This window comes from Aquabacterium sp. T101 (genome assembly GCF_057219775.1).
Map to the genome: position 1 here is coordinate 801,234 of NZ_JBXVVZ010000001.1, position 20,576 is coordinate 821,809.

19 protein-coding genes are annotated in these 20,576 nt (G+C 71.1%); all 19 read right to left on the bottom strand.

Annotated elements, in window-relative coordinates; genetic code table 11:
* Window positions 1-29 precede the first annotated feature (29 nt).
* The gene (gltX, locus tag AC2EAQ_RS03695; RefSeq protein WP_484640402.1) at window positions 30-1,445 is read right to left on the bottom strand and encodes a glutamate--tRNA ligase; all 1,416 of its coding nucleotides are present in this window, start codon (window positions 1,443-1,445) and stop codon (window positions 30-32) included.
* Window positions 1,442-2,659, bottom strand: coding sequence for an O-succinylhomoserine sulfhydrylase (locus tag AC2EAQ_RS03700; RefSeq protein WP_484640403.1), 1,218 nt, complete (start codon window positions 2,657-2,659; stop codon window positions 1,442-1,444). The genes gltX and AC2EAQ_RS03700 overlap by 4 nt, the downstream gene beginning before the upstream one ends.
* Complete coding sequence (gene purF / locus AC2EAQ_RS03705) at window positions 2,656-4,170, bottom strand: amidophosphoribosyltransferase (protein WP_484640404.1); 1,515 nt, start codon at window positions 4,168-4,170, stop codon at window positions 2,656-2,658. The genes AC2EAQ_RS03700 and purF overlap by 4 nt, the downstream gene beginning before the upstream one ends.
* Window positions 4,171-4,183: 13 nt before the next feature.
* Complete coding sequence (locus AC2EAQ_RS03710) at window positions 4,184-4,693, bottom strand: CvpA family protein (RefSeq protein WP_484640405.1); 510 nt, start codon at window positions 4,691-4,693, stop codon at window positions 4,184-4,186.
* 58 nt (window positions 4,694-4,751) lie between these two features.
* On the bottom strand, window positions 4,752-5,519 hold the full coding sequence (locus AC2EAQ_RS03715) for an SPOR domain-containing protein (protein WP_484640406.1): 768 nt from the start codon (window positions 5,517-5,519) through the stop codon (window positions 4,752-4,754).
* Between the two features lie 54 nt (window positions 5,520-5,573).
* Window positions 5,574-6,860, bottom strand: coding sequence for a bifunctional tetrahydrofolate synthase/dihydrofolate synthase (gene folC, locus AC2EAQ_RS03720; protein WP_484640407.1), 1,287 nt, complete (start codon window positions 6,858-6,860; stop codon window positions 5,574-5,576).
* Between the two features lie 66 nt (window positions 6,861-6,926).
* Window positions 6,927-7,586: a PEP-CTERM sorting domain-containing protein gene (locus AC2EAQ_RS03725; RefSeq protein WP_484640408.1), complete on the bottom strand. Its 660-nt coding sequence runs from the start codon at window positions 7,584-7,586 to the stop codon at window positions 6,927-6,929.
* Between the two features lie 120 nt (window positions 7,587-7,706).
* Complete coding sequence (accD, locus tag AC2EAQ_RS03730; protein WP_484640409.1) at window positions 7,707-8,579, bottom strand: acetyl-CoA carboxylase, carboxyltransferase subunit beta; 873 nt, start codon at window positions 8,577-8,579, stop codon at window positions 7,707-7,709.
* Between the two features lie 16 nt (window positions 8,580-8,595).
* Window positions 8,596-9,396: a tryptophan synthase subunit alpha gene (gene trpA, locus AC2EAQ_RS03735; protein WP_484640410.1), complete on the bottom strand. Its 801-nt coding sequence runs from the start codon at window positions 9,394-9,396 to the stop codon at window positions 8,596-8,598.
* Window positions 9,393-10,631 carry a tryptophan synthase subunit beta gene (trpB, locus tag AC2EAQ_RS03740; protein ID WP_484640411.1) on the bottom strand — a complete coding sequence of 413 codons (1,239 nt, stop codon included), beginning with the start codon at window positions 10,629-10,631 and terminating at the stop codon, window positions 9,393-9,395. The genes trpA and trpB overlap by 4 nt, the downstream gene beginning before the upstream one ends.
* Window positions 10,632-10,638: 7 nt before the next feature.
* Window positions 10,639-11,286, bottom strand: a complete 648-nt coding sequence (locus AC2EAQ_RS03745) for a phosphoribosylanthranilate isomerase (protein ID WP_484640412.1) — start codon at window positions 11,284-11,286, stop codon at window positions 10,639-10,641.
* Window positions 11,287-11,295: 9 nt separating this feature from the next.
* Entirely contained in the window at window positions 11,296-12,099 is an 804-nt protein-coding gene (gene truA / locus AC2EAQ_RS03750) for a tRNA pseudouridine(38-40) synthase TruA (RefSeq protein ID WP_484640413.1), read from the bottom strand.
* Window positions 12,096-14,717, bottom strand: a complete 2,622-nt coding sequence (locus AC2EAQ_RS03755; protein WP_484640414.1) for a motility hub landmark protein FimV — start codon at window positions 14,715-14,717, stop codon at window positions 12,096-12,098. The genes truA and AC2EAQ_RS03755 overlap by 4 nt, the downstream gene beginning before the upstream one ends.
* A gap of 269 nt (window positions 14,718-14,986) precedes the next feature.
* Complete coding sequence (gene asd / locus AC2EAQ_RS03760) at window positions 14,987-16,099, bottom strand: aspartate-semialdehyde dehydrogenase (protein ID WP_484640415.1); 1,113 nt, start codon at window positions 16,097-16,099, stop codon at window positions 14,987-14,989.
* A gap of 88 nt (window positions 16,100-16,187) precedes the next feature.
* Window positions 16,188-17,279: a 3-isopropylmalate dehydrogenase gene (leuB, locus tag AC2EAQ_RS03765; RefSeq protein ID WP_484640416.1), complete on the bottom strand. Its 1,092-nt coding sequence runs from the start codon at window positions 17,277-17,279 to the stop codon at window positions 16,188-16,190.
* A 10-nt stretch (window positions 17,280-17,289) separates the two neighbouring features.
* Window positions 17,290-17,937, bottom strand: a complete 648-nt coding sequence (leuD, locus tag AC2EAQ_RS03770) for a 3-isopropylmalate dehydratase small subunit (RefSeq protein WP_484640418.1) — start codon at window positions 17,935-17,937, stop codon at window positions 17,290-17,292.
* Window positions 17,938-17,947: 10 nt separating this feature from the next.
* Window positions 17,948-18,073 carry an entericidin A/B family lipoprotein gene (locus tag AC2EAQ_RS03775; protein WP_484640419.1) on the bottom strand — a complete coding sequence of 42 codons (126 nt, stop codon included), beginning with the start codon at window positions 18,071-18,073 and terminating at the stop codon, window positions 17,948-17,950.
* Window positions 18,074-18,089: 16 nt separating this feature from the next.
* Window positions 18,090-19,517 carry a 3-isopropylmalate dehydratase large subunit gene (gene leuC / locus AC2EAQ_RS03780; RefSeq protein WP_484640420.1) on the bottom strand — a complete coding sequence of 476 codons (1,428 nt, stop codon included), beginning with the start codon at window positions 19,515-19,517 and terminating at the stop codon, window positions 18,090-18,092.
* Window positions 19,518-19,569: 52 nt separating this feature from the next.
* On the bottom strand, window positions 19,570-20,547 hold the full coding sequence (locus AC2EAQ_RS03785) for a Bug family tripartite tricarboxylate transporter substrate binding protein (RefSeq protein ID WP_484640422.1): 978 nt from the start codon (window positions 20,545-20,547) through the stop codon (window positions 19,570-19,572).
* Between the last annotated feature and the right edge of the window lie 29 nt (window positions 20,548-20,576).

Below are 20,576 nucleotides of genomic sequence, written 5' to 3' on the forward strand. Positions count from 1 at the left end.
AAGCGAGACCGCGATTATAGCCAGGGTTTTCAGACCCGTGACAGCCGCTCCAATACCCGGTCGCGTGGAAAGAGCGACAGCACCGCGTCGATCGACGGCGTCTGGGCCCGGCCGCACACCAGCACGCGCAGCGCAGGGGCCAATTGCGGCATCTTCAGGCCGTGAGCGGACAGCGCGCCCTTCATCGCCGCCGCGATCGACTCCTTGGTCCAGTCGAGCGTGGTGAACTGGTCGCGCAACGCGCGGATCGCCGGCACCGCGGCGGGCGACACGTGGGTCGCGACGTCGGCCTCGCTCGGATGCACCGGCACGAAGTACATCTGCAGCCAGTCGGCCAGCTCGATGATGGTGCTGCAGCGGTCCTTGAACAGCGCGCAGGCCCGCGCCAGGTGATCGAGATCGTCGGCCTGCACGCCGCGCGCCGCGAGCTGCCGCTGCACCAGCTTGGCCAGGCGCGCGTCGTCGGCCAGCTTGAGGTGATGCGCATTGACCCACGCCAGCTTGGCCGGGTCCCACTGCGCCGGGCTCTTCGCGAGGTGGCTGCCGTCGAACCACGACACCATCTGCTCGCGTGTGAAGAGCTCGTCGTCGCCATGGCTCCAGCCCAGCCGCGCCAGGTAGTTGAGCATCGCCTCGGGCAGGTAGCCCGCTTCCTCGTAGGCGGTGACGCTGACGGCGCCGCGGCGCTTGGACAGCTTCAGGCCGTCGTCGCCGAGGATGATCGGGTGGTGCCCGAAGCGCGGCAGCGGCGCACCCAGCGCGCGGAAGATGTTGATCTGCCAAGGCGTGTTGTTGATGTGCTCGTCGCCGCGGAAGACGTGGCTGATGCGCATGTCCCAGTCGTCGACCACGACGGCGAAGTTGTAGGTCGGCACGCCGGGTGATCCGGCGGGCGCATCGGCTGCCGGCGGGCGCACGATGATCAGGTCGTCGATCTCGGTGTTGGAGATCGTGATCGGCCCCTTGACCAGGTCGTCCCAGCTGACGTCGCCGCTGGACGGGTTGCGGAAGCGGATCACCGGCGGCACGCCGGCGGGCACCGGCGGCAGCGCCTTGCCCGGCTCGGGCCGCCAGCGGCCGTCGTAGCGCGTCTTCTCGCCGCGCGCGCGCTGCGCCTCGCGCATCGCGTCGAGCTCGTCGGGCGTGCAGTAGCAGCGATAGGCATGGCCCTGGGCGATCAGTTGCTCGGCCACCTGCGCGTAGCGGTCCAGGCGTTGCATCTGGTAGATCGGGCCCTCGTCGTAGTCAAGGCCGAGCCAGGTCATCGACGCGAGGATCTGCTCGACCGAGTCCTGCGTCGAGCGGGCCACGTCGGTGTCCTCGATGCGCAGGATGAACTGCCCGCCGTGGTGGCGGGCATAGGCCCAGGAGTAGAGCGCGGTGCGTGCGGTGCCGAGGTGGAGGAAGCCGGTCGGCGACGGCGCGATGCGGGTACGGACGGTCATGCGGTCAAAGTGGCGAGGCCGCGCAACAGGTCGGCCTTCAGGTCCTCGAGGTCGTCCAGCCCCACGCCGACGCGGATCATGCCCTGCACGATGCCCGCCGACTGGCGCTGCGCCTCGGTGAGGCGGCCGTGGGACGTGCTGGCCGGGTGCGTGATGGTGGTCTTGGTGTCGCCGAGATTGGCGGTGATGGAGCAGATGCGCGTCGAGTCGATGACGTGGAACGCCCCTTCCCGGCCACCCCGGGCCACGAAGGACACCACGGCGCCGCCCAGGCCCGACTGCTGCGCCATCGCCAGCCGGTGCTGCGGATGCGACGGCAGGCTCGGGTGATAGACGCGCTCCACCTGGGGCTGCTGCTCGAGCCACTGCGCCAGCGCGAAGGCGCGTTCGCTCTGCGCGCGCACGCGCAGCGACAGCGTCTCCATGCCCTTGAGCACCACCCACGCGTTGAACGGCGACAGGCTCATGCCCGCGCTGCGCATCACGGGCACCAGCTTCTCGTTGACCAGCGCCTCGGTGCCGCACAGCGCGCCGGCGACGACGCGCCCCTGGCCGTCGAGGAACTTGGTGCCCGAGTGCATCACCACGTCGGCGCCGAGCCGGATCGGCTGCTGCAGCGCCGGCGAGCAGAAGCAGTTGTCCACGCACAGCAGCGCGCCGGCCTTGTGCGCGATGTCGGCCAGCGCCGCGATGTCGCACACCTCGGTCAGCGGATTGCTCGGCGTCTCGGCGAACAGCAGCCGGGTGTTCGGTCGCACCGCGGCGCGCCAGGCGTCGACATCGGTCTGCGACACGAAGCTGGTCTCGATGCCGTACTTGCCGAAGTCCTGCAGCAGCCGGATCGTCGAGCCGAACACCGACTGCGAGCACACCACGTGGTCGCCGCCCTTGAGCGTGCCCATCACCAGCAGCAGGATCGCGGCCATGCCGCTGGACGTGCCGATGGCCGCCTGCGCGCCTTCCAGCGCGGCCAGGCGCCGCTCCATCATCGTGACGGTGGGGTTGGAGAAGCGGCTGTAGACGAAGGCCTCCTCCTCGTTGGCGAAGCGGGCGGCCGCGGTGGCGGCGTCCGGGTGCACGAAGGAGCTGGTCAGGAACAACGCCTCGGAGTTCTCGCCCCAGGGCGACGGCGGCAGGCCCTCGCGCACCGCCAGCGTGTCCAGGCGCGCGTCGGGCGGCAGGTCCACCCGCGGCAGCTTGCGGTCGACGCTCACGCTCCCTCCTCGGCGCCCTGCAGCGCCAGCCGGCTGCGCCCGCTGCCGTCGTCCTCGTCGAACTGCAGGCGGCGCTGCGCTTCCATCGCGGCGAAGTCGGTGTCGCTGACGTCGCCGGTGATGTACTGCCCGTCGAAGCAGCTCGCCTCGAAGCCGACGATGGCCGGGTTGAGCGCGCCGACCACGCGCTTCATCGCGTCCACGTCCTGGTAGATCAGCGCGTCGGCACCGATGAACTCGCGGATCTCCTCCACGCTGCGATCGGCCGCGATCAGCTCCTCGCGCGTGGGCATGTCGATGCCATACACGTTGGGGAAGCGCACCGGCGGCGCGGCGGAGGCCATGTACACCTTGAGCGCGCCGGCCTCGCGGGCCATCTGCACGATCTCCTTGCTGGTGTTGCCGCGCACGATGGAGTCGTCCACCAGCAGCACGTTGCGGCCGCGGAACTCCTGCACCATGGCGTTGAGCTTCTGGCGCACGCTCTTCTTGCGCACGGCCTGCCCCGGCATGATGAAGGTGCGGCCGACGTAGCGGTTCTTGACGAAGCCCTCGCGATAGGGCTTGCCCAGCTTCTGCGCCAGCTGCATCGCGCTGGGACGGCTCGACTCGGGGATCGGAATCACGACGTCGATCGCCGTCGGCGGCATGGTCGAGATGACGCGCTGCGCCAGCGTCTCGCCCATGTTCAGGCGCGCCTGGTAGACCGAGATGCCGTCCATCACGGAGTCCGGCCGCGCCAGGTACACGTACTCGAACATGCACGGATGCAGGGTCGGGTTCTGCGCGCACTGGCGCGTGTGCATGCGGCCCTGCAGGTCGATGAACAGGGCCTCGCCCGGCGCCACGTCGCGCACGAGCTGGTGCCCCGTGCCCTCGAGCGCGACGCTCTCGCTGGCCACCATCACCTCGCCGTCGGGCGAGGTGCCGTACACGAGCGGCCGGATGCCGAACGGGTCGCGGAAGGCCAGCAGCCCGTGGCCCGCGATCAGCGCCACCACCGCATAGGAGCCCTTCAGGCGCCGGTGCACGGCCGCCACCGCCTTGAACACCTCGTCGGGCGTGAGCGGCAGGTCGCGCGCGGCCATCTCCAGCTCGTGCGCCACGATGTTGATAAGCACCTCGGTGTCGCTCTCGGTGTTGATGTGGCGGCGGTCGATGTCGAACAGCTCGCTCTTGAGCGTGTGCGCGTTGGTGAGGTTGCCGTTGTGCACCAGCACGATGCCGAACGGCGCGTTCACGTAGAAGGGCTGCGCCTCCTCCTCGTTGTAGGCATTGCCGGCCGTCGGGTAGCGCACCTGCCCCAGGCCCACATTGCCCGGCAGGCCGCGCATGTTGCGCGTGCGGAACACGTCGCGCACCATGCCGCGCGCCTTGTGCATGAAGCACTTGGTGCCCTGCATCGTGACGATGCCCGCCGCGTCCTGGCCGCGGTGCTGCAGCAGCAGCAGCGCGTCGTAGATGAGCTGGTTGACGGGCGACTTCGAGATGACGCCGACGATGCCGCACACGGTGAAGGTCCTTTCAGGCCGGCAGGTGCTGCGCGATCGCGTCGGGCAGTACCGGCTTCAATCCATACAACAGGGTCGTGAGCCACGCAGCGCCTTGCGAGCGCTGCCAGGCGGGATCGGTCTGCGCCGGCGTCATCGACACGATGGTGGCCACGGCCAGCAGCAGCACGGCGCCGCGCAGCAAGCCGAAGCCGCCGCCCAGCACCCGGTCGGCCCATTGCAGCGGCGTGGCGTGGATCAGGAACCGCAGCAGCCGCGACGCCAGCGCCCAGATCAGCAGCGCCCCGATGAAGGTCAGCGCGAAGGCCGCGGCCTGGTTCAGCGCCCCGCCCGCGGTGCCCACCGGCACGAACGGCGCCACCGCAGGCGAGAACATCTGCGCCGCGATGTAGGCTGCCAGCCAGCCGACGAGCGACAGCACCTCGAAGACGAGGCCGCGCCACAGACCCACCGCCACCGACAGCCCCATCACCGCGAGCAGCACCCAGTCGACCCAGCCCAGACCCGATGCCGCCGCGTTCATCGCCGGCGCCCCTGCACGCCGCGGCCCGGGCCGACCGGAGGCCAGCGCTTGGGCGGGCTCATAGCGCCAGCACCGTGCCGGCGAGTCCCGCCGCCTTGGCCTTGGCGGCTGCCTTGTCGGCGTCCTCGCGCGTGGCAAAGGGCCCCAGGCGCACGCGGGTGCGCGATCCGCTGCTGGTCTCGACCACCTGCGTGTAGCTCGGCAGGCCCAGCTTCTCGAGCTTGCTGCGCGCCTCGCGAACCGCAGACGCCTCGGCAAACGCACCCACCTGCACGACGAAGCGCCCCGGCGCTTCGGCGCCGGCCCTGGGCGCCGGCTCCGGCACCTTGGGCGCGGGGGTGGCGGCCTTCGGCGGCGTGGCCTGCGCCTTGGGGGCTGCGGGCGCCTCCACCGGCGCCGGCGGCGTGGTACGGGTCGGCTCGACCCGGGGCTCGGCGGACGCCGCCGGCAGCGACGCCGGCGGCGTCGCCTTCGTCGCAGGCGCTGCGGGTACGGGGGCCGGCGTCGGCGTGGCCACGCCGGCAGATGCCGGTGCGGACGGCGGCGTGGCCGCCGGCGTGGCGGGCGCAGAGGGCTTGGCGGCCGGCATCGGCAGCGGCGCTGCACCGTCGCGGGCGGGAATCTGGATCGGGATGTCCACCGGGATCGGGCGCGGCTGCGTCTCGAACAGCAGCGGGAACGCGATCACGCCGATGCCCAGCAGCACCACGGCGCCGATCAGACGACGCCGGGCCCGCGCGCGCGCCACCTCGACCGGCTCGCCGGTGGCTGCCGCGGGGGCGGATTCCGCAGCGCCCTGGCGCCTGAAGAGGTCGAGCAGTCCCATGCGTGGAGAGTCTCTGGGGTGCGGCAAGCGCGGGCGCCCGTGGAAAGCGACAACCTACGCCGTGTGCGGTGCACCCAGCCTGGGCAGGCCCTCCTTGAGCACGCCACCCACCGTGAGGAACGAGCCGAAGACCAAAATTCTATCAGTGGGGTCTGCGGCGCCGATGGCCGCGGCCAGGGCCGCGGACGGGCTCGCATGGGCCGACACCGGGCGAGCCGCCCCCACGATGCCGCGCACCTGCTGCGCCAGTGCCTCGGCCTCGGCCGCACGCGGCAGCGGCAGGTCGGTGCAGTACCAGGCGTCGACGATCGGTGCCAGCCGCGCGATCACCGCGGCCAGGTCCTTGTCGCGCATCGCACCGAACACGGCGTGCGTGCGCGGATAGAACCCCATCGCGTCGAGATTGACCGCCAGGGCCGCCACCGAATGCGGGTTGTGGGCGACGTCGAGCACCAGCGTGGGCTGCCCCGGCACGATCTGGAAGCGCCCGGTCAGCTCGACCGTGGCCAGGCCCTGCCGCACGGCCTGCGCCGGTACCGGCAGCCGCTCGTGCAGCGCCTGCAGGGCCGCCAGCACGCCCGCGGCGTTGACGATCTGGTTGGCGCCCCTCAGGGCCGGGTAGGCCAGTCCGTGCAGCCGCTTGCCGCGCCCCGCCCAGCTCCACTGCTGGCGGTCGCCGCCGTGGTTGAAGTCGCGCCCGGCCAGCCACAGGTCCGCGCCGATGGCTCGCGCATGGGCCTCGACGGACGCCGGTGGCATCGGGTCGCTAACGATGGCCGGACGGCCCGGGCGCATCACGTGCGCCTTCTCGCGCCCGATGCTCTCGCGGTCGGGGCCGAGGTACTCGGTGTGGTCGAGATCGATGCTGGTGATCACCGCGCAGTCGGTGTCGATCGCGTTGACGGCGTCGAGCCGCCCGCCCAGGCCCACCTCAAGGATCACCACGTCCAGGCCGGCCATGGACAGGCAGCGCAGGATCGCCAGCGTGGTGAACTCGAAGTAGGTCAGCGTGATGTCGCCGCGCGCCGCCTCGACGGCCTCGAAGTGCGGCAGCAGCGCCGCCGCCTCCACGCTGGCGCCGCCGATGCGGCAGCGCTCCTCGAAGTGCACGAGGTGCGGCTTGATGTAGAGCCCGACGCGATAGCCGGCAGCCAGCAGCACCGACTCGAGCATCGCGCAGGTGGATCCCTTGCCGTTGGTGCCGGCCACGGTGAACACCGGGCAGGCGAAGGCCAGCCCGAGCCGGTCGCGCACGGCCAGCGTGCGCTCCAGCGTCATGTCGATCGTGCGTGGGTGCAGGCGCTCGCAGTGCGCGAGCCAGTCGTCGAGGGTGTGCGGCATGGAGCGCCGCATGATAGTCAGCGCGGCCAGGCCACCGGGCCGCGGGGGCGTGCGCCCCTCGCTGGCTCAGTCGCGGCGAGCGCGGCGGCGGGCCATGAAGCCCACGCCGGCCAGGCCGGCCAGCATCAGGGCGTAGGTGCTCGGCTCCGGCACCGGCGCGGCGAACACCACGTCCTGGTGCGTGCCGCTGGACAGCACGCTGACCGACATCGTGTGACGGTAGTCCGCCAGGCCGTTCAGGTAGGTCTGGGCCAGCGAGCGGGCATCGTCACCGGCGTCCGAGAAGCGCGCCGAACCGGTCATGGTGTTGAACGCGTTGCCCGGCGCCTCGTAGCGGATCTCCCACAGCGCGAGCTGGAACGCCGCCTGCTCGACCGCGGTGTCCACCTGGGCGAAGCGGCCGCTGAACAGGCGCTCCACTGCTTCCAGCCGCGAGCCGAAATAGCTGCTGGCATTGACCATCGTGTAGCTGTTGTTCACGCTGCCGAAGGACGGCAGCCACTGGTAGAAGTCGACGCAATAGCTGACGAAGGACGCACCCAGGTACTGGGTGTCGAAGCCACCGGCGCTGACCGTCAGGTCGCGCGTGACATTGGGGCTGCTCAGCACGCCGCGCACGACCTGCGAGCCGTCGGCAAAGCTGGTGAACGTGACCGACTGCGCCAGCGCCGCGGGGGCGGCGGCGGCAAGGGCCAGGGACAGGGCGGCGGTCTTCAGGGCGTTCATCGGTTCCTCTCGCCCTGCCGCCACCAGCCGGTCGGCCGTGCGGGAGTGGGCATGAGAATCTTCCGACAGCGCCCCCCGGCCGCACAGCCCCCACCCGGGGGGGTCGGCCGTGATAAAGCCTCAGGCGACGGCGTCGGCGCTCTGGCGCTGCAGCATGGCCAGCAGGCGGGCCACCGTGCCCCGGAGCTGGCGCCGGTCGACGATCATGTCGATGGCGCCCTTGCTCTGCAGGAACTCGCTGCGCTGGAAGCCTTCGGGCAGCTTCTCGCGCACGGTGTTCTCGATCACCCGCGGGCCGGCGAATCCGACCAGCGCCTTGGGCTCGCCGATCACCACGTCGCCCATGAAGGCGAAGCCTGCCGACACGCCGCCCATGGTGGGGTCGGTCAGCACGCTGATGTAGGGCAGGCGCGCCTTGGCCAGCCGGGTCAGCGCCGCGTTGGTCTTGGCCATCTGCATCAGGCTGAGCAGGCCCTCCTGCATGCGCGCGCCGCCGGTGGCGGTGAAGCACACGAAAGGCACCTTCTGCTCGATGGCCGTGTGCACGCCGCGCACGAAGCGCTCGCCGACCACCGAGCCCATCGAACCGCCCATGAAGTCGAACTCGAAGCAGGCCGTCACCAGCGGGATCGTGTGCACCGCGCCACCGACGACGACGAGGGCGTCGGTCTCGCCGGTGGCTTCCATCGCGTCGCGCAGGCGCTCTGGGTACTTCTTGCTGTCCTTGAACTTCAGCGCATCGACCGGCGTGACCTCCTGGCCAATCTCGTAGCGGCCTTCCGGGTCGAGGAAGGCGTCGAGCCGGGCCCGCGCGCCGATGCGGTGGTGATGGCCGCACTTGGGGCAGACGTTGACGTTCTGGTCGAGATCGGTCTTGTAGAGCACCGTCTCGCACGACGGGCACTTGATCCACAGGCCCTCGGGCACCGTGCGGCGCTCGCTCGGGTCCGTCGGCTGGATCTTCGGCGGAAGCAGCTTCTCGAGCCAACTCATGACGCTAACTCCTCGTTCAGGCCGCGTCGAGCGCGGCGCGGATCTCGGCGATGAACCCCGCGGCTGCGGGGGCGAGAGTATCGCGCGTTTGCCGCTCCAGCAGTTGCACCAGGCTGGAGCCGATGACCACCGCGTCGGCCACGCGCGCCACCGCCCGCGCCGAGGCGGCGTCGCGGATGCCGAAGCCCACGCCCACCGGCACGCTGACGTGCGCACGGATGCGCGGCAGCATCGCGGCCACCGCTTCGGTGTCCAGGTGCCCGGCCCCGGTCACGCCCTTGAGCGACACGTAGTAGACGTAGCCGCTGGCGATGCGCCCTACCTCGGCCATGCGCTCGTCGGTGGAGGTGGGCGCGAGCAGGAAGATCGGGTCGAGCGAGGCCGCACGCAGCTGCGCCGCGAAGGCCTGCGCCTCCTCGGGCGGGTAGTCCACCACGAGCACGCCGTCCACGCCCGCCGCCCTGGCGTCGGCAATGAAGCGCTCGACGCCGTAGCGCTCGATCGGGTTGGCGTAACCCATCAGCACCACCGGCGTGGCGCCGTTGCGCTGGCGGAAGTCGCGCACGTAGCCGAGCACCTGGGTCAGGCCGATGCCCTTGGCCAGCGCCCGCTCGGACGCCTTCTGGATCACCGGGCCGTCGGCCATCGGGTCGGAGAACGGCACGCCCAGCTCGATCACGTCGGCGCCGGCGTCGGCCATCGCGTGCATCACCTCGGGGGTGGCCTCGGGCACCGGGTCGCCGGCGCAGATGTAGGGGATCAGCGCCTTGCGCCTGTCGCGCCGCAGCGCGTCGAAGGTGGCGTGGATACGGCTCATCGCTTGACCCCCTGCCCCTTGCAGGACGGCCGGCAGTAGAACTCGGCGCCGGACAGGTCGGCCACGGTGCCGATGTCCTTGTCGCCGCGGCCCGACAGGTTGACCAGCAGGTGCTGGTCGGGACGCATCGTCGCGGCCAGCTTGATGGCGTAGGCCACGGCGTGGCTCGACTCCAGTGCCGGGATGATGCCCTCGGTGCGGCACAGGCGGTGGAAGGTGGCCAGCGCCTCGTCGTCGGTGATGCCGACGTACTCGGCGCGGCCGATGTCCTTCAGGTAAGCGTGCTCGGGGCCCACGCCGGGGTAGTCCAGGCCGGCCGAGATCGAGTGCGTCTCGGTGATCTGGCCGTTGGCGTCCTGCAGCAGGTAGGTGCGGTTGCCGTGCAGCACGCCGGGCGATCCGGCCGACAGCGACGCCGCGTGCCGGCCGGTGTCCAGCCCCTGCCCCGCGGCCTCCACGCCGATCAGGCGCACCGACTCGTGCGGGATGTAGGGGTAGAACATACCCATCGCGTTGCTGCCGCCGCCCACGCAGGCGATCACCGCGTCGGGCTGGCAGCCGATCATCTCGGGCATCTGCTCCAGGCACTCGTCGCCGATCACGCGCTGGAAGTCGCGCACCATCATCGGGTAAGGGTGCGGGCCGGCCACCGTGCCGATGATGTAGAACGTGTTCTCGACGTTGGTGACCCAGTCGCGCAGCGCCTCGTTGAGCGCGTCCTTGAGCGTGCGGCTGCCGGATTCCACCGGCACCACCTTGGCGCCCAGCAGGTGCATGCGGTAGACGTTGGGCGACTGGCGCTTGACGTCCTCGCTGCCCATGTAGACCACGCATTCCATGCCGTAGCGCGCGGCCACGGTGGCGCTGGCCACGCCGTGCTGGCCCGCGCCCGTCTCGGCGATCACGCGCGGCTTGCCCATGCGGCGCGCCAGCAGGGCCTGGCCGATGGTGTTGTTCACCTTGTGCGCGCCGGTGTGGTTGAGGTCCTCGCGCTTGAGGTGGATCTGCGCGCCGCCGACCTCGCGCGACAGCCGCGCCGCGTGGTAGACGGGGCTCGGCCGGCCGACGAAGTGCCTCAGTTCGCGCTTGAACTCGGCGACGAACTCGGGGTCCTTGCGGTAATGCTCGTAGGCGCCCTTCAGTTCGTCGAGCGCATGGATCAGGGTCTCGGCGACGAAGGTGCCGCCGTAAGGCCCGAAATGCCCGCGGGCGTCGGGCTGCTGGTAGTTCAACATGATGGTCCTAGGTGGCGAGGTCGGCGAGCCGGGCATCGGCTTCGCGGACCGCTTCACAGAACCGGCGCATCAGCGCGGCATCCTTGATGCCCTTGCTCGCCTCGACGCCGGAGCTCACGTCAACGGCATACGGCCGGACGGCGAGCACCCCATCGATCACGCTTGCAGGACTCAACCCACCAGACAAAACGAGCGGAGAGCGAACGCCGGGAGGAATGAGCGACCAATCGAACCTCTTGCCACCCCCGCCGTAGCCGTCGACATGGGCGTCGAGCAGCAGGGCGCAGGCTTCGGGAAAGCGACGCTCCCAGTCTAGCAAATCGGTCTGCGGCGCCATGCGCACGGCGCGCAGGTAGGGCCGACCGCCCGCCGCGCAGTCCGCGGGCGTCTCGTCGCCGTGGAACTGCAGCAGCGCCTGCGGCAGGGCCGCCGCCGCCGCCGTCACGTCGTGCGCCGCCGCGTTTACGAACAGCAGCACCGGCGTCACGAAAGGCGGCAGCCCCTGCGCCAGGGCCACGGCGCGCTCCAGGCTCACGTGGCGCGGGCTCTTCGGGTAGAGCACGAAGCCGACTGCGTCGGCGCCCGCGGACACCGCGGCAGCCACGTCCGCCTCGCGCGTCAGGCCGCAGATCTTGATCCGCGTGCGGGCGCTCATCGGCGGCGCTCAGGGCAGCCAGTCGGCTGCAGGCGTGGTGTCGGGCAGGGCATGGCCGGCATCGTAGTACGGCCCCAGGAAGTACAGACCGTCCGGGGCGAAGGTCGGTGCCGCCGCGTCGCGGCTGCGCGCCTGCAGCACGTCGGCCATCCAGCCCGGCGGGTGCTGCCCCTGCCCCACGGCCACGAGGCAGCCCATCAGGTTGCGCACCATGTGGTGCAGGAAGGCATTGCCGTCGAAGTCGAAGCGCCAGTAGGCCCCGCGACGCTCGATCGCCACGCGGTTCAGGCGCTTCACCGGCGACGGGGCCTGGCACTCGGCGCTGCGAAACGACGAGAAGTCGTGCTCGCCGATCAGGCACGCCGCCGCCCTGCGCATCGCATCGCCGTCCAGCGGGCGGAACACCCAGCCCGCGAGACCGGTCTCGAGCGACGGGCGCACCGGCGACTCCAGCAGCACATAGGCGTAGCGCCGTCCCCGCGCACTGTTGCGCGCGTGGAAGCCGGCGTCGACCGGCCGGCACCACTGCACCGCGATGTCGGCGGGCAGGTAGCGGTTGGTGCCGCGCACCCACGAGAACGGGTCGCGCTCGACCGGAGCGTCGAGGTGCACCACCTGGTTGACGGCATGCACGCCGGCATCGGTGCGCCCGGCGCACAGGCAGGCCACGCGCTGGTCGGCGAAGGCCGACAGCGCGGCCTCCACATGGTCCTGCACCGTGCGCCCGCCGGGCTGGCTCTGCCAGCCCTGATAGGCGCCGCCGCGATAGGCGATGCCGAGTGCCAGCCGGCCCCCGGCAGGCGCCGAGGTCACGCCAGGGCGTCGAGCAGGCTCTGGGCGCGCGACTTCAGCGGGCCGCTGGCCTTGGCCACGACCTCCTCGAGCAGGTCACGCGCACCTTCCATGTCGCCGATCTGGCGGAACTCCTCGGCCAGCTCGAGCTTGCGCGCGAGCGGGTCCGACGCGTCGATGGCGCCGCCCTCGTCGGGCGCGGCCTGGCCGAAGTCCAGCGACGGCTCGTTGCCCTTGTCGGCCGCCCCGGGCAGGTCGAGCGACAGGTCGCCGAGGTTGAAGTCCATCGCGCCACCGGCCGTGGCCGGTGCCGGCGCAGCCGCCACCTCGGGCAGGTCGGGCAGCGAGAAGTCGTCGGCCGGGGCCGGTGCCGCGGCGGCAGCAGCCTCGCCCTGCAGCGGCTGGGTCGAGTCGAGCGCGGGCGGCGCGGCCGGCGTGTCGAAGGCGATGTCCAGGTCCAGGTCGACCGGGCCGCCGGGCGGCGGCGGCGCGATGTCGGACGCGGCGAAGGCCGAAGTCTGCGGCGGCATCACCGACTGCGGCATCGTGCTCGCGCCGAGCTGCTCGATGGTCGCGGCAGCGCCAGCGGCCATCGACGGGCTGGGACGGCCACCCGGCTTGTACAGCGGGTTGTCCGAGTCGATCGACAGGCCCAGCTCCTGGGCCTTGTGCCATTCGTCGCCCTCGCCGCCGGTCAGGCCGAACAGCTGGGTGGCCAGCAGTTCGAAGCCCTTGGTGTCGCGCCGCTTGGCGTACACCTCGAGCAGCTTGGAGCGGATCGCGAGGCGCTCGGGGTTGCTGCGCATCGCCTCCTTGAGGATCTCCTCGGCCTGCAGGTCGCGACCATAGGCCAGGTACACGTCGGCCTCGGCCACCGGGTCCACGTCGCCGATGGCGTCGAGCTGCGACAGCGAATAGCTCATCGACGAGGACGCGCCGGACGCATCGCGCGTGTCGATGCGCTGTCCGCCGCTGGCGCCGAAGAACGAGTCCGGCTGCAGGCGGCTTTCCAGGAACGAGGTCTCGCCGCTTTCGTTGCGCGACCGGCTGCGCCAGCGGTACCAGCCCAGGCCGGCCAGCAGGGCCACCACGAGGCCGGCACCCGGCAGCATGTACGGGTTGTCCAGCAGGCCGGTGAGGAAGTCGGGCTCCTCGGCCGGCACGGCCGGCGGCTTGGCGGCCACGGCCGGCCGCGGCGCGGACGCCGGGGCCGCAGGCGCGGGGGCACTGGCCACCACGGCCGGCGCAGGCGCGGCAGCGGGCGCCGGGACAGACGCGGCCACCGGCGCCGCCGGGGCGGCGACCACGGGCGCCGGTGCAGGCGCGGCCGGCGCCGGGGCGGGAGCGGGTGTGGGCGCCGGAGCGGGCGCGGGGGCCGGCGCCGGCGTCGGCGTCGGCGCGGGGGCTGGCGCGGCTGCCGGCTTGGCGGCGGGGGCCGCCGGGGCGGCCGGCGGCGCGGCGGCCACCGTCACGCCGGGCGCGCCCGGCTTGGCGGCGGTGGCAGCGCCCGGTGCAGCGGCACCTTCCTTCAGCTTCTTGAGTTCGTCGACGGTGCGGGTGAGCTCCGCCTTGCGCTGGTCCTGGGCCTGCTTCTCGGTGTCGCGCGACAGCTTGGCCTCGGGCGCAGCGGCGCCGGCCTTCAGGCCGCCCTGCGACAGCGTCAGCCGGTCCGGCGAGGCGTTGGCCGGCGCCTTCTTGTCGTCGACCTGGGCCGTGACCTTGCCGGTGGCCTGGCGCGCGGGCTCGTTGGCGCGCACCGCCGGCACGCCGCTGGCGAGGCGCTGGCGGTAGGTGCCGAAGTCGGCGCTCTGGGCCTGGATCACCTGGCGCGCGTCGGCGGGCGAGGTCTGCCTGGCCTCGTCGGCCGACGGCACCTTGAGCTTGGAACCCGACTTCAGCAGGTTCATGTTCTCGTCGATGAACGCCTGCGGATTGGCGCGGAACAGCGCCACCAGCATCTGGTCGAGCGAGACGCCGTCGCGCAGCGTGCGCTGGGCCACGCGCGACAGCGTGTCGCCCTGCCGCACGGTGTAGTCGTCGACGGTGCCGCTGGCCCGCGGCGTGGCGGCCGAGGGCGCCGGGGCCGGCGCGGGCGCTGCCGCACGGGGGGCGGCCGGGGCGGCCGGGGCGGCCGCAGTGGCCGGTGCCGCCGCACGCGGCGCAGGCGCCGGGGCCGGCGCGGCCGGTGCCGGAGAGATGGCGGGCGCCACCGGCGCCGGGGCCGGGGCGGCGGCGGTGCGCGTGCTGCTCGGCGGGTCGAGCAGCAGGGTGTACTCGCGCACCAGGCGGCCACTGGACCACGTGATCTCCAGGATCACGTCGACGAAGGGCTCCTGCACCACGCGGTCGCTGGTCAGGCGCAGGTACGAACGGCCGTCGGCGCGACGCGCCACGGCCACCTGCGTGCTCTGCAGCACCGCGTTGTAGTCCACGCCCGCCGAGCGGTAGGCGTCGGCCGGGGCCACGCGCACGCGCAGCGACGACGCCTCTTCCGGCGTCAGGCTGGTGATCTCGATCTCGGCGCGCAGGTTCTCGCCGAGGGCGGACTGCACGGCCAGACGCCCGAGGCCCAACGCCCAGCTGCTCGACGCTGCCAGCGCGAGGGTGGCCGCCGCGACTGCCGACAGAGCGTGTCGCATGCGACGGGGAGTTTTGGGGTTGGTGTTCAAGGCGTCTCCCAATGACAAACGGCGGACTTCAGGGTCGTCCGCCGCAGACCGGTTCATCCACGCACCGCGCCGAAGGGGGTTCGCAACCACTCACAACACGCTGCATCAGCTGGAAACCACAATAGCATCAAGCATATAGGCAGACAAGCTCATGCAAAGTCTGACCAGTCTCGGCGTGGTGTTACGAATCGACGCGGCGCGTGAAGTTGTTGTCACTCGGCAACGTGGCGTTTTCGGCCTCAGTGCTGCAGCAGGATGCGCAGCATCCGGCGCAGCGGTTCCGCCGCCCCCCACAGCAGCTGGTCGCCGATGGTGAAGGCACCCAGGTACTCCGGGCCCATCGCCATCTTGCGCAGGCGGCCCACGGGGATGGACAGCGTGCCGGTCACCGCCACCGGGGTCAGGCCCGACATTGTGGCCTCGCGGGTGTTGGGCACCACCTTCACCCACTCGTTGTCGGCGGCGATCATCGCCTCGACGTCGGCCAGCGGCACGTCCTTCTTCAGCTTGAAGGTCAGCGCCTGGCTGTGGCAGCGCATCGCGCCGATGCGCACGCAGAAACCGTCCACCGGGATCGCCTTGGCGTGGCCGAGGATCTTGTTGGTCTCGGCGCCGCCCTTCCACTCCTCGCGGCTGACGCCGTTGCCGAGGTCCTTGTCGATCCAGGGGATCAGCGAGCCGCCCAGCGGCACGCCGAAGTTGGCCTTCTCGGCGTCGTCGAGCGCGCGCTGCTTGTCGATGACGCGGCGGTCGATGTCGAGGATGGCGCTCATCGGGTCGGCCAGCAGGTCGCGCACCTCGTGGTTGAGCGTGCCGAACTGCGTGAGCAGCTCGCGCATGTGCTGCGCACCGCCGCCGGAGGCCGCCTGGTAGGTCATGGTGCTCATCCACTCGACCAGGCCGGCCTTGTAGAGCGCGCCCACGCCCATCAGCATGCAGCTCACGGTGCAGTTGCCGCCGATCCAGTTGCGGCCGCCGCGGGCCAGCGCGTCCTGGATCACCGGCAGGTTCACCGGGTCGAGCACGATGACCGCGTCGTCCTTCATCCGCAGCGTGGACGCGGCGTCGATCCAGTGGCCCTTCCAGCCGGCGGCGCGCAGCTTCGGGAACACCTCGGTGGTGTAGTCGCCGCCCTGGCAGGTGATGATGATGTCGCAGCGGCGCAGCGCGTCGATGTCGCCGGCGTCCTGCAGCTTGGTCTCGTTCTTCGCCATCGCGGGGGCGGCGCCGCCCGCATTGGAGGTGGAGAAGAACACCGGCTCGATGAGCGCGAAGTCGCCCTCGGCGCGCATGCGGTCCATCAGCACGGAACCCACCATGCCGCGCCAGCCGACCAGTCCTACGAGTGCCATTTGAGTCGTCCTTTGTCCCGTACCCCTTGTGGTTCCCGGCTCGCGTCGCCGGGGTCCAGGAGGAAGGGGCGAGACGATCCGAGAGCCGCTAGCTCTTGGTAATGGTTTTGCCGGTGATCGCGGCGACGACGGCGTCGCCCATCGCCGTGGTGCCCACCTTGCGCGTGCCTTCGCTCCAGATGTCCGCGGTGCGCAGCCCTGCGGACAGCACGGACTGCACCGCCGACTCGATGCGGTCGGCGGCGGCGGGCTGGTCGAGGGAGAAGCGAAGCATCATGGCAGCGGACAGGATTGTAGCCAGCGGGTTTGCAAGATCCTTACCGGCGATGTCCGGCGCGCTGCCGTGGCTGGGCTCGTACAGGCCCTTGTTGTTGGCGTCCAACGACGCCGACGGCAGCATGCCGATCGAGCCGGTGAGCATGGCCGCCTCGTCCGACAGGATGTCGCCGAACATGTTGCCGGTGACGACCACGTCGAACTTCTTCGGCGCGCGCACCAGCTGCATGGCCGCGTTGTCCACGTACATGTGCTCCAGTTCCACGTCGGGGTACTGGGCATGCACCTCGGTCACCACGTCCTTCCAGAACTGGAAGGTCTCCAGCACGTTGGCCTTGTCCACGCTGGTCACCTTGCGCTGGCGCCGGCGCGCCGCCTGGAAGGCCACGTGGGCGATGCGCTCGATCTCGGGGCGCGAATAGCGCATCGTGTCGAACGCCTCCTCGGCGCCGGGGAAGTGCCCGTCCACCGCCTTGCGGCGGCCGCGCGGCTGGCCGAAGTAGATGTCGCCGGTCAGCTCGCGGATGATCAGGATGTCCAGCCCCGCCACCAGTTCGGGCTTGAGGCTCGACGCATGGGTGAGCTGCTCGTAGCACAGCGCCGGGCGGAAGTTGGCGAACAGCCCGAGGTTCTTGCGCAGGCCGAGGATGGCCTGCTCCGGGCGCAGCGCGCGCTCGAGCTTGTCGTACTTCCAGTCGCCCACGGCGCCAAACAGCACCGCGTCGGCGGCCTGGGCCAGCGCCAGCGTGGACTCCGGCAGCGGATGGCCGTGCGCCTCGTAGGCGGCGCCGCCCACCAGGGCGGTCTCCATCTCGAACTTCAGGTCCAGCGCGTGCAGCACGCGCACGGCCTGCGCAACGATTTCGGTGCCGATGCCGTCGCCCGGCAGGACTGCGATCTTCATGGGGAGTCTTTCAGAGGGGAACGCGCGCCAGCCACGGGCGACGCGCCAGGCGCTCGGCCTCGAAGGCGCGGATCTTGTCGGCGTGGCGCAGCGTCAGGCCGATGTCGTCCCAGCCGTTGACGAGGCACTGCTTGCGGAAGGGCTGCACGTCGAAGGGGATCTCGGTACCGTCGGGCTTGACGATCACCTGCCGCGGCAGGTCGACGATGAGCGAATACCCGGCAAAGGCCGCCACCTCGTCGAACAGCCGGTCCACCAGCGGCGCAGGCAGCACGATCGGCAGCAGGCCGTTCTTGAAGCAGTTGTTGAAGAAGATGTCGGCGTAGCTCGGAGCGATCAGTGCGCGGAAGCCGTACTGCTCGATGGCCCACGGCGCGTGCTCGCGGCTGGAGCCGCAGCCGAAGTTCTCGCGCGCCAGCAGCACCGACGCGCCCTGGTAGCGCGGCTGGTTGAGCACGAAGTCCGGGTTGGGCTTGCGCGAGGCTGGGTCCTTCCCGGGCTCGCCCGGGTCCAGGTAGCGCCACTCGTCGAACAGGTTGGGGCCGAAGCCCGAGCGCTGGATCGACTTCAGGAACTGCTTCGGGATGATCGCGTCGGTGTCGACGTTGGCGCGATCCATCGGGGCCACGAGCCCCTTGTGAACGGTGAACGGCTTCAAGGTCCCTACCCTACTTCTTCTTGGCGGCTTCTTCGATCTTGTCGCCGGCCTTGGAAATGTCCTTGCCCATGCCCTCGATCGTGTTGCAGCCAGTGGCGAACAGGGCCACGAGCACGATGGCAAACAGCTTCTTCATCGCTTCCACTCCTTGACTAGGCAATGCGGCGCACGTCGACGAAATGCCCCTCGATGGCGGCGGCGGCCGCCATGGCCGGGCTCACCAGGTGGGTGCGGCCGCCGGCGCCCTGGCGGCCTTCGAAATTGCGGTTGCTGGTGGAGGCGCAGCGTTCGCCGGGCTCCAGCCGGTCGGCGTTCATCGCCAGGCACATCGAGCAGCCGGGCTCGCGCCACTGGAAGCCCGCCGCCTTGAACACCTCGTGCAGGCCCTCGCGCTCGGCCTGGGCCTTCACCAGGCCCGAGCCCGGCACCACCATCGCCACGCGCACGTTGGACGCGACGCGGCGGCCCAGGCGGCGCACCACGGCCGCGGCCTCGCGAAGGTCCTCGATGCGGCTGTTGGTGCACGAGCCGATGAACACCTTGTCGAGGCGGATGTCCTCGATGGCGCGGTTGGGTTCCAGGCCCATGTAGGTTAGCGCGCGCTCGATGGCGCCGCGGCGGCCCGGGTCCTTCTCCTTTTCGGGGTCGGGCACGCGGTCGGCCACCGACACCACCATCTCGGGCGACGTGCCCCAGGTGACCTGCGGCGCGAGCTGCGACGCGTCGATCTCCACCACGCGATCAAAGGTGGCGCCGTCGTCGGAGCGCAGCGTGCGCCAGTAGGCCGCCGCCAGATCGAACTCGGGGCCGCTGGGGGCGAAGGGCCGGCCGCGCACGTACTCGATGGTCTTGTCGTCCACCGCCACCAGGCCGGCGCGCGCCCCGGCCTCGATGGCCATGTTGCACACCGTCATGCGGCCTTCCATCGACAGCGCGCGGATCGCCGCGCCGCCGAACTCGATGGTGTAGCCGGTGCCGCCGGCGGTGCCGATGCGGCCGATGATCGCCAGCACGATGTCCTTGGCGGTGCAGCCGCGCGGCAGTGCGCCTTCCACGCGCACCAGCATGTTCTTCGCCTTCTTGGCCAGCAGCGTCTGGGTGGCCAGCACGTGCTCGACCTCGCTGGTGCCGATGCCGTGCGCCAGCGCGCCGAAGGCGCCGTGGGTGCTGGTGTGGCTGTCGCCGCACACGACCGTCATGCCCGGCAGCGTGGCGCCCTGCTCCGGGCCGATCACGTGCACGATGCCCTGGCGCTTGTCCAGGAACGGGAAGTACGCCGCCGCGCCGAAGGCCTTGATGTTGGCGTCCAGCGTGACGATCTGCTGCTTGCTCACCGGGTCGGTGATGCCGTCGTAGCCCTGCTCCCAGTGCTCGGTGGGCGTGTTGTGGTCGGCCGTGGCGACGATGGAGCTGGTGCGCCAGGGCTTGCGGTCGGCCAGGCGCAGGCCCTCGAAGGCCTGCGGGCTGGTCACCTCGTGCACCAGGTGCCGGTCGATGTAGAGGACGGTCGTGCCGTCGTCCTCGGTGTGGACGGCGTGCTCGTCCCAGAGCTTGTCGTAGAGGGTGCGTGCGGGATTCATGTCGGGGTCGATTGTCCTGCAAACCGGCGGCCGGGCCGACCGGCCGCGTGTCCTACTGCAACTCGATGCCGGCCTTCTTCACCAGCTTGGCGTACTTGTCCTTCTCGCTGCGGAAATACTGCTGGGCGAACTCCGTCGTGCTGACCGAGATGGTGTTGCCCTGCCGGGCCATCGTCTCCTTGACGGCCGGGTCGGCAAAGGCCGCCACCACCGCGTCGTGCACCCGCTTCACGTCGGCGGCGCTCATGCCCTTGGGACCGAGCACGCCGAACCAGGCCTCGACCACGTAGCTGGGCAGGCCCTGCTCCGCGATGGTCGGGATCTCCGGGGCGGCGGGCGAGCGCTGCGCACCGCCCATGCCGATGGCACGCAGCGCGCCGGTCTTGATGTGCTGCTGCACGCTCGGCAGCGCCAGCGTCGCGAAGTCGATCTGGCCGCCGATCAGGTCGGTGACCATCGGGCCCACGCCCTTGTACGGGATGTGCCGCGCCTTGGCACCGATCTCGTCCACGTACTGCTCGCCGGTCAGGTGCAGGATGGTGCCGTTGCCGCCGGAGCCGAAGTTGAACTGGTCCGGCCGGCTCTTGAGCAGCGCGGCGAACTCCTTGTGGTCCTTGGCCGCCACCTTGTTCGGATTGACCACCAGCACGATCGGCGTGGCGCCCACCACCGCGATCGGCGTGAAGTCGCCCGGCATGTCGAACGGGATCGTCTTGTAGACGCTCGGGAAGATGACCACGTTGTTCGACACCACCGACAGCGTCATGCCGTCCGGCGCCGCCTTGGCCAGCGCCTGCAGGCCGACGATGCCGCCGGCGCCGGGCTGGTTGTCCACCACCACCGGGAAGCCCAGCGCCTTGGCCAGCGCCGGCTGCGCGGCGCGGGTGATCGCGTCCACGCCCGAGCCGGTGGCGTTGGGCAGGATGAAGCGCACGGACTTGTCGCCCACCTGCGCCAGAGCGGGCAGCGCGAGCAGTGCGGCGGCCCCGGCGACGAGCAGGCGGCGGGCAGGGTGCAGGGCAAGGGTCATGGCAGGTCTCCTGGGTTGACGGGGGTGGT

What these genes read in the sequence shown, in the direction of transcription:
- gltX (WP_484640402.1), bottom strand. Translation starts at nt 1,445, where the DNA reads ATGACCGTCCGTACCCGCATCGCGCCGTCGCCGACCGGCTTCCTCCAC.
- AC2EAQ_RS03710 (WP_484640405.1), bottom strand. Translation starts at nt 4,693, where the DNA reads ATGAACGCGGCGGCATCGGGTCTGGGCTGGGTCGACTGGGTGCTGCTC.
- AC2EAQ_RS03715 (WP_484640406.1), bottom strand. Translation starts at nt 5,519, where the DNA reads ATGGGACTGCTCGACCTCTTCAGGCGCCAGGGCGCTGCGGAATCCGCC.
- folC (WP_484640407.1), bottom strand. Translation starts at nt 6,860, where the DNA reads ATGCCGCACACCCTCGACGACTGGCTCGCGCACTGCGAGCGCCTGCAC.
- AC2EAQ_RS03725 (WP_484640408.1), bottom strand. Translation starts at nt 7,586, where the DNA reads ATGAACGCCCTGAAGACCGCCGCCCTGTCCCTGGCCCTTGCCGCCGCC.
- accD (WP_484640409.1), bottom strand. Translation starts at nt 8,579, where the DNA reads ATGAGTTGGCTCGAGAAGCTGCTTCCGCCGAAGATCCAGCCGACGGAC.
- trpA (WP_484640410.1), bottom strand. Translation starts at nt 9,396, where the DNA reads ATGAGCCGTATCCACGCCACCTTCGACGCGCTGCGGCGCGACAGGCGC.
- trpB (WP_484640411.1), bottom strand. Translation starts at nt 10,631, where the DNA reads ATGTTGAACTACCAGCAGCCCGACGCCCGCGGGCATTTCGGGCCTTAC.
- AC2EAQ_RS03745 (WP_484640412.1), bottom strand. Translation starts at nt 11,286, where the DNA reads ATGAGCGCCCGCACGCGGATCAAGATCTGCGGCCTGACGCGCGAGGCG.
- AC2EAQ_RS03755 (WP_484640414.1), bottom strand. Translation starts at nt 14,717, where the DNA reads ATGCGACACGCTCTGTCGGCAGTCGCGGCGGCCACCCTCGCGCTGGCA.
- asd (WP_484640415.1), bottom strand. Translation starts at nt 16,099, where the DNA reads ATGGCACTCGTAGGACTGGTCGGCTGGCGCGGCATGGTGGGTTCCGTG.
- leuB (WP_484640416.1), bottom strand. Translation starts at nt 17,279, where the DNA reads ATGAAGATCGCAGTCCTGCCGGGCGACGGCATCGGCACCGAAATCGTT.
- AC2EAQ_RS03775 (WP_484640419.1), bottom strand. Translation starts at nt 18,073, where the DNA reads ATGAAGAAGCTGTTTGCCATCGTGCTCGTGGCCCTGTTCGCCACTGGC.
- leuC (WP_484640420.1), bottom strand. Translation starts at nt 19,517, where the DNA reads ATGAATCCCGCACGCACCCTCTACGACAAGCTCTGGGACGAGCACGCC.
- AC2EAQ_RS03785 (WP_484640422.1), bottom strand. Translation starts at nt 20,547, where the DNA reads ATGACCCTTGCCCTGCACCCTGCCCGCCGCCTGCTCGTCGCCGGGGCC.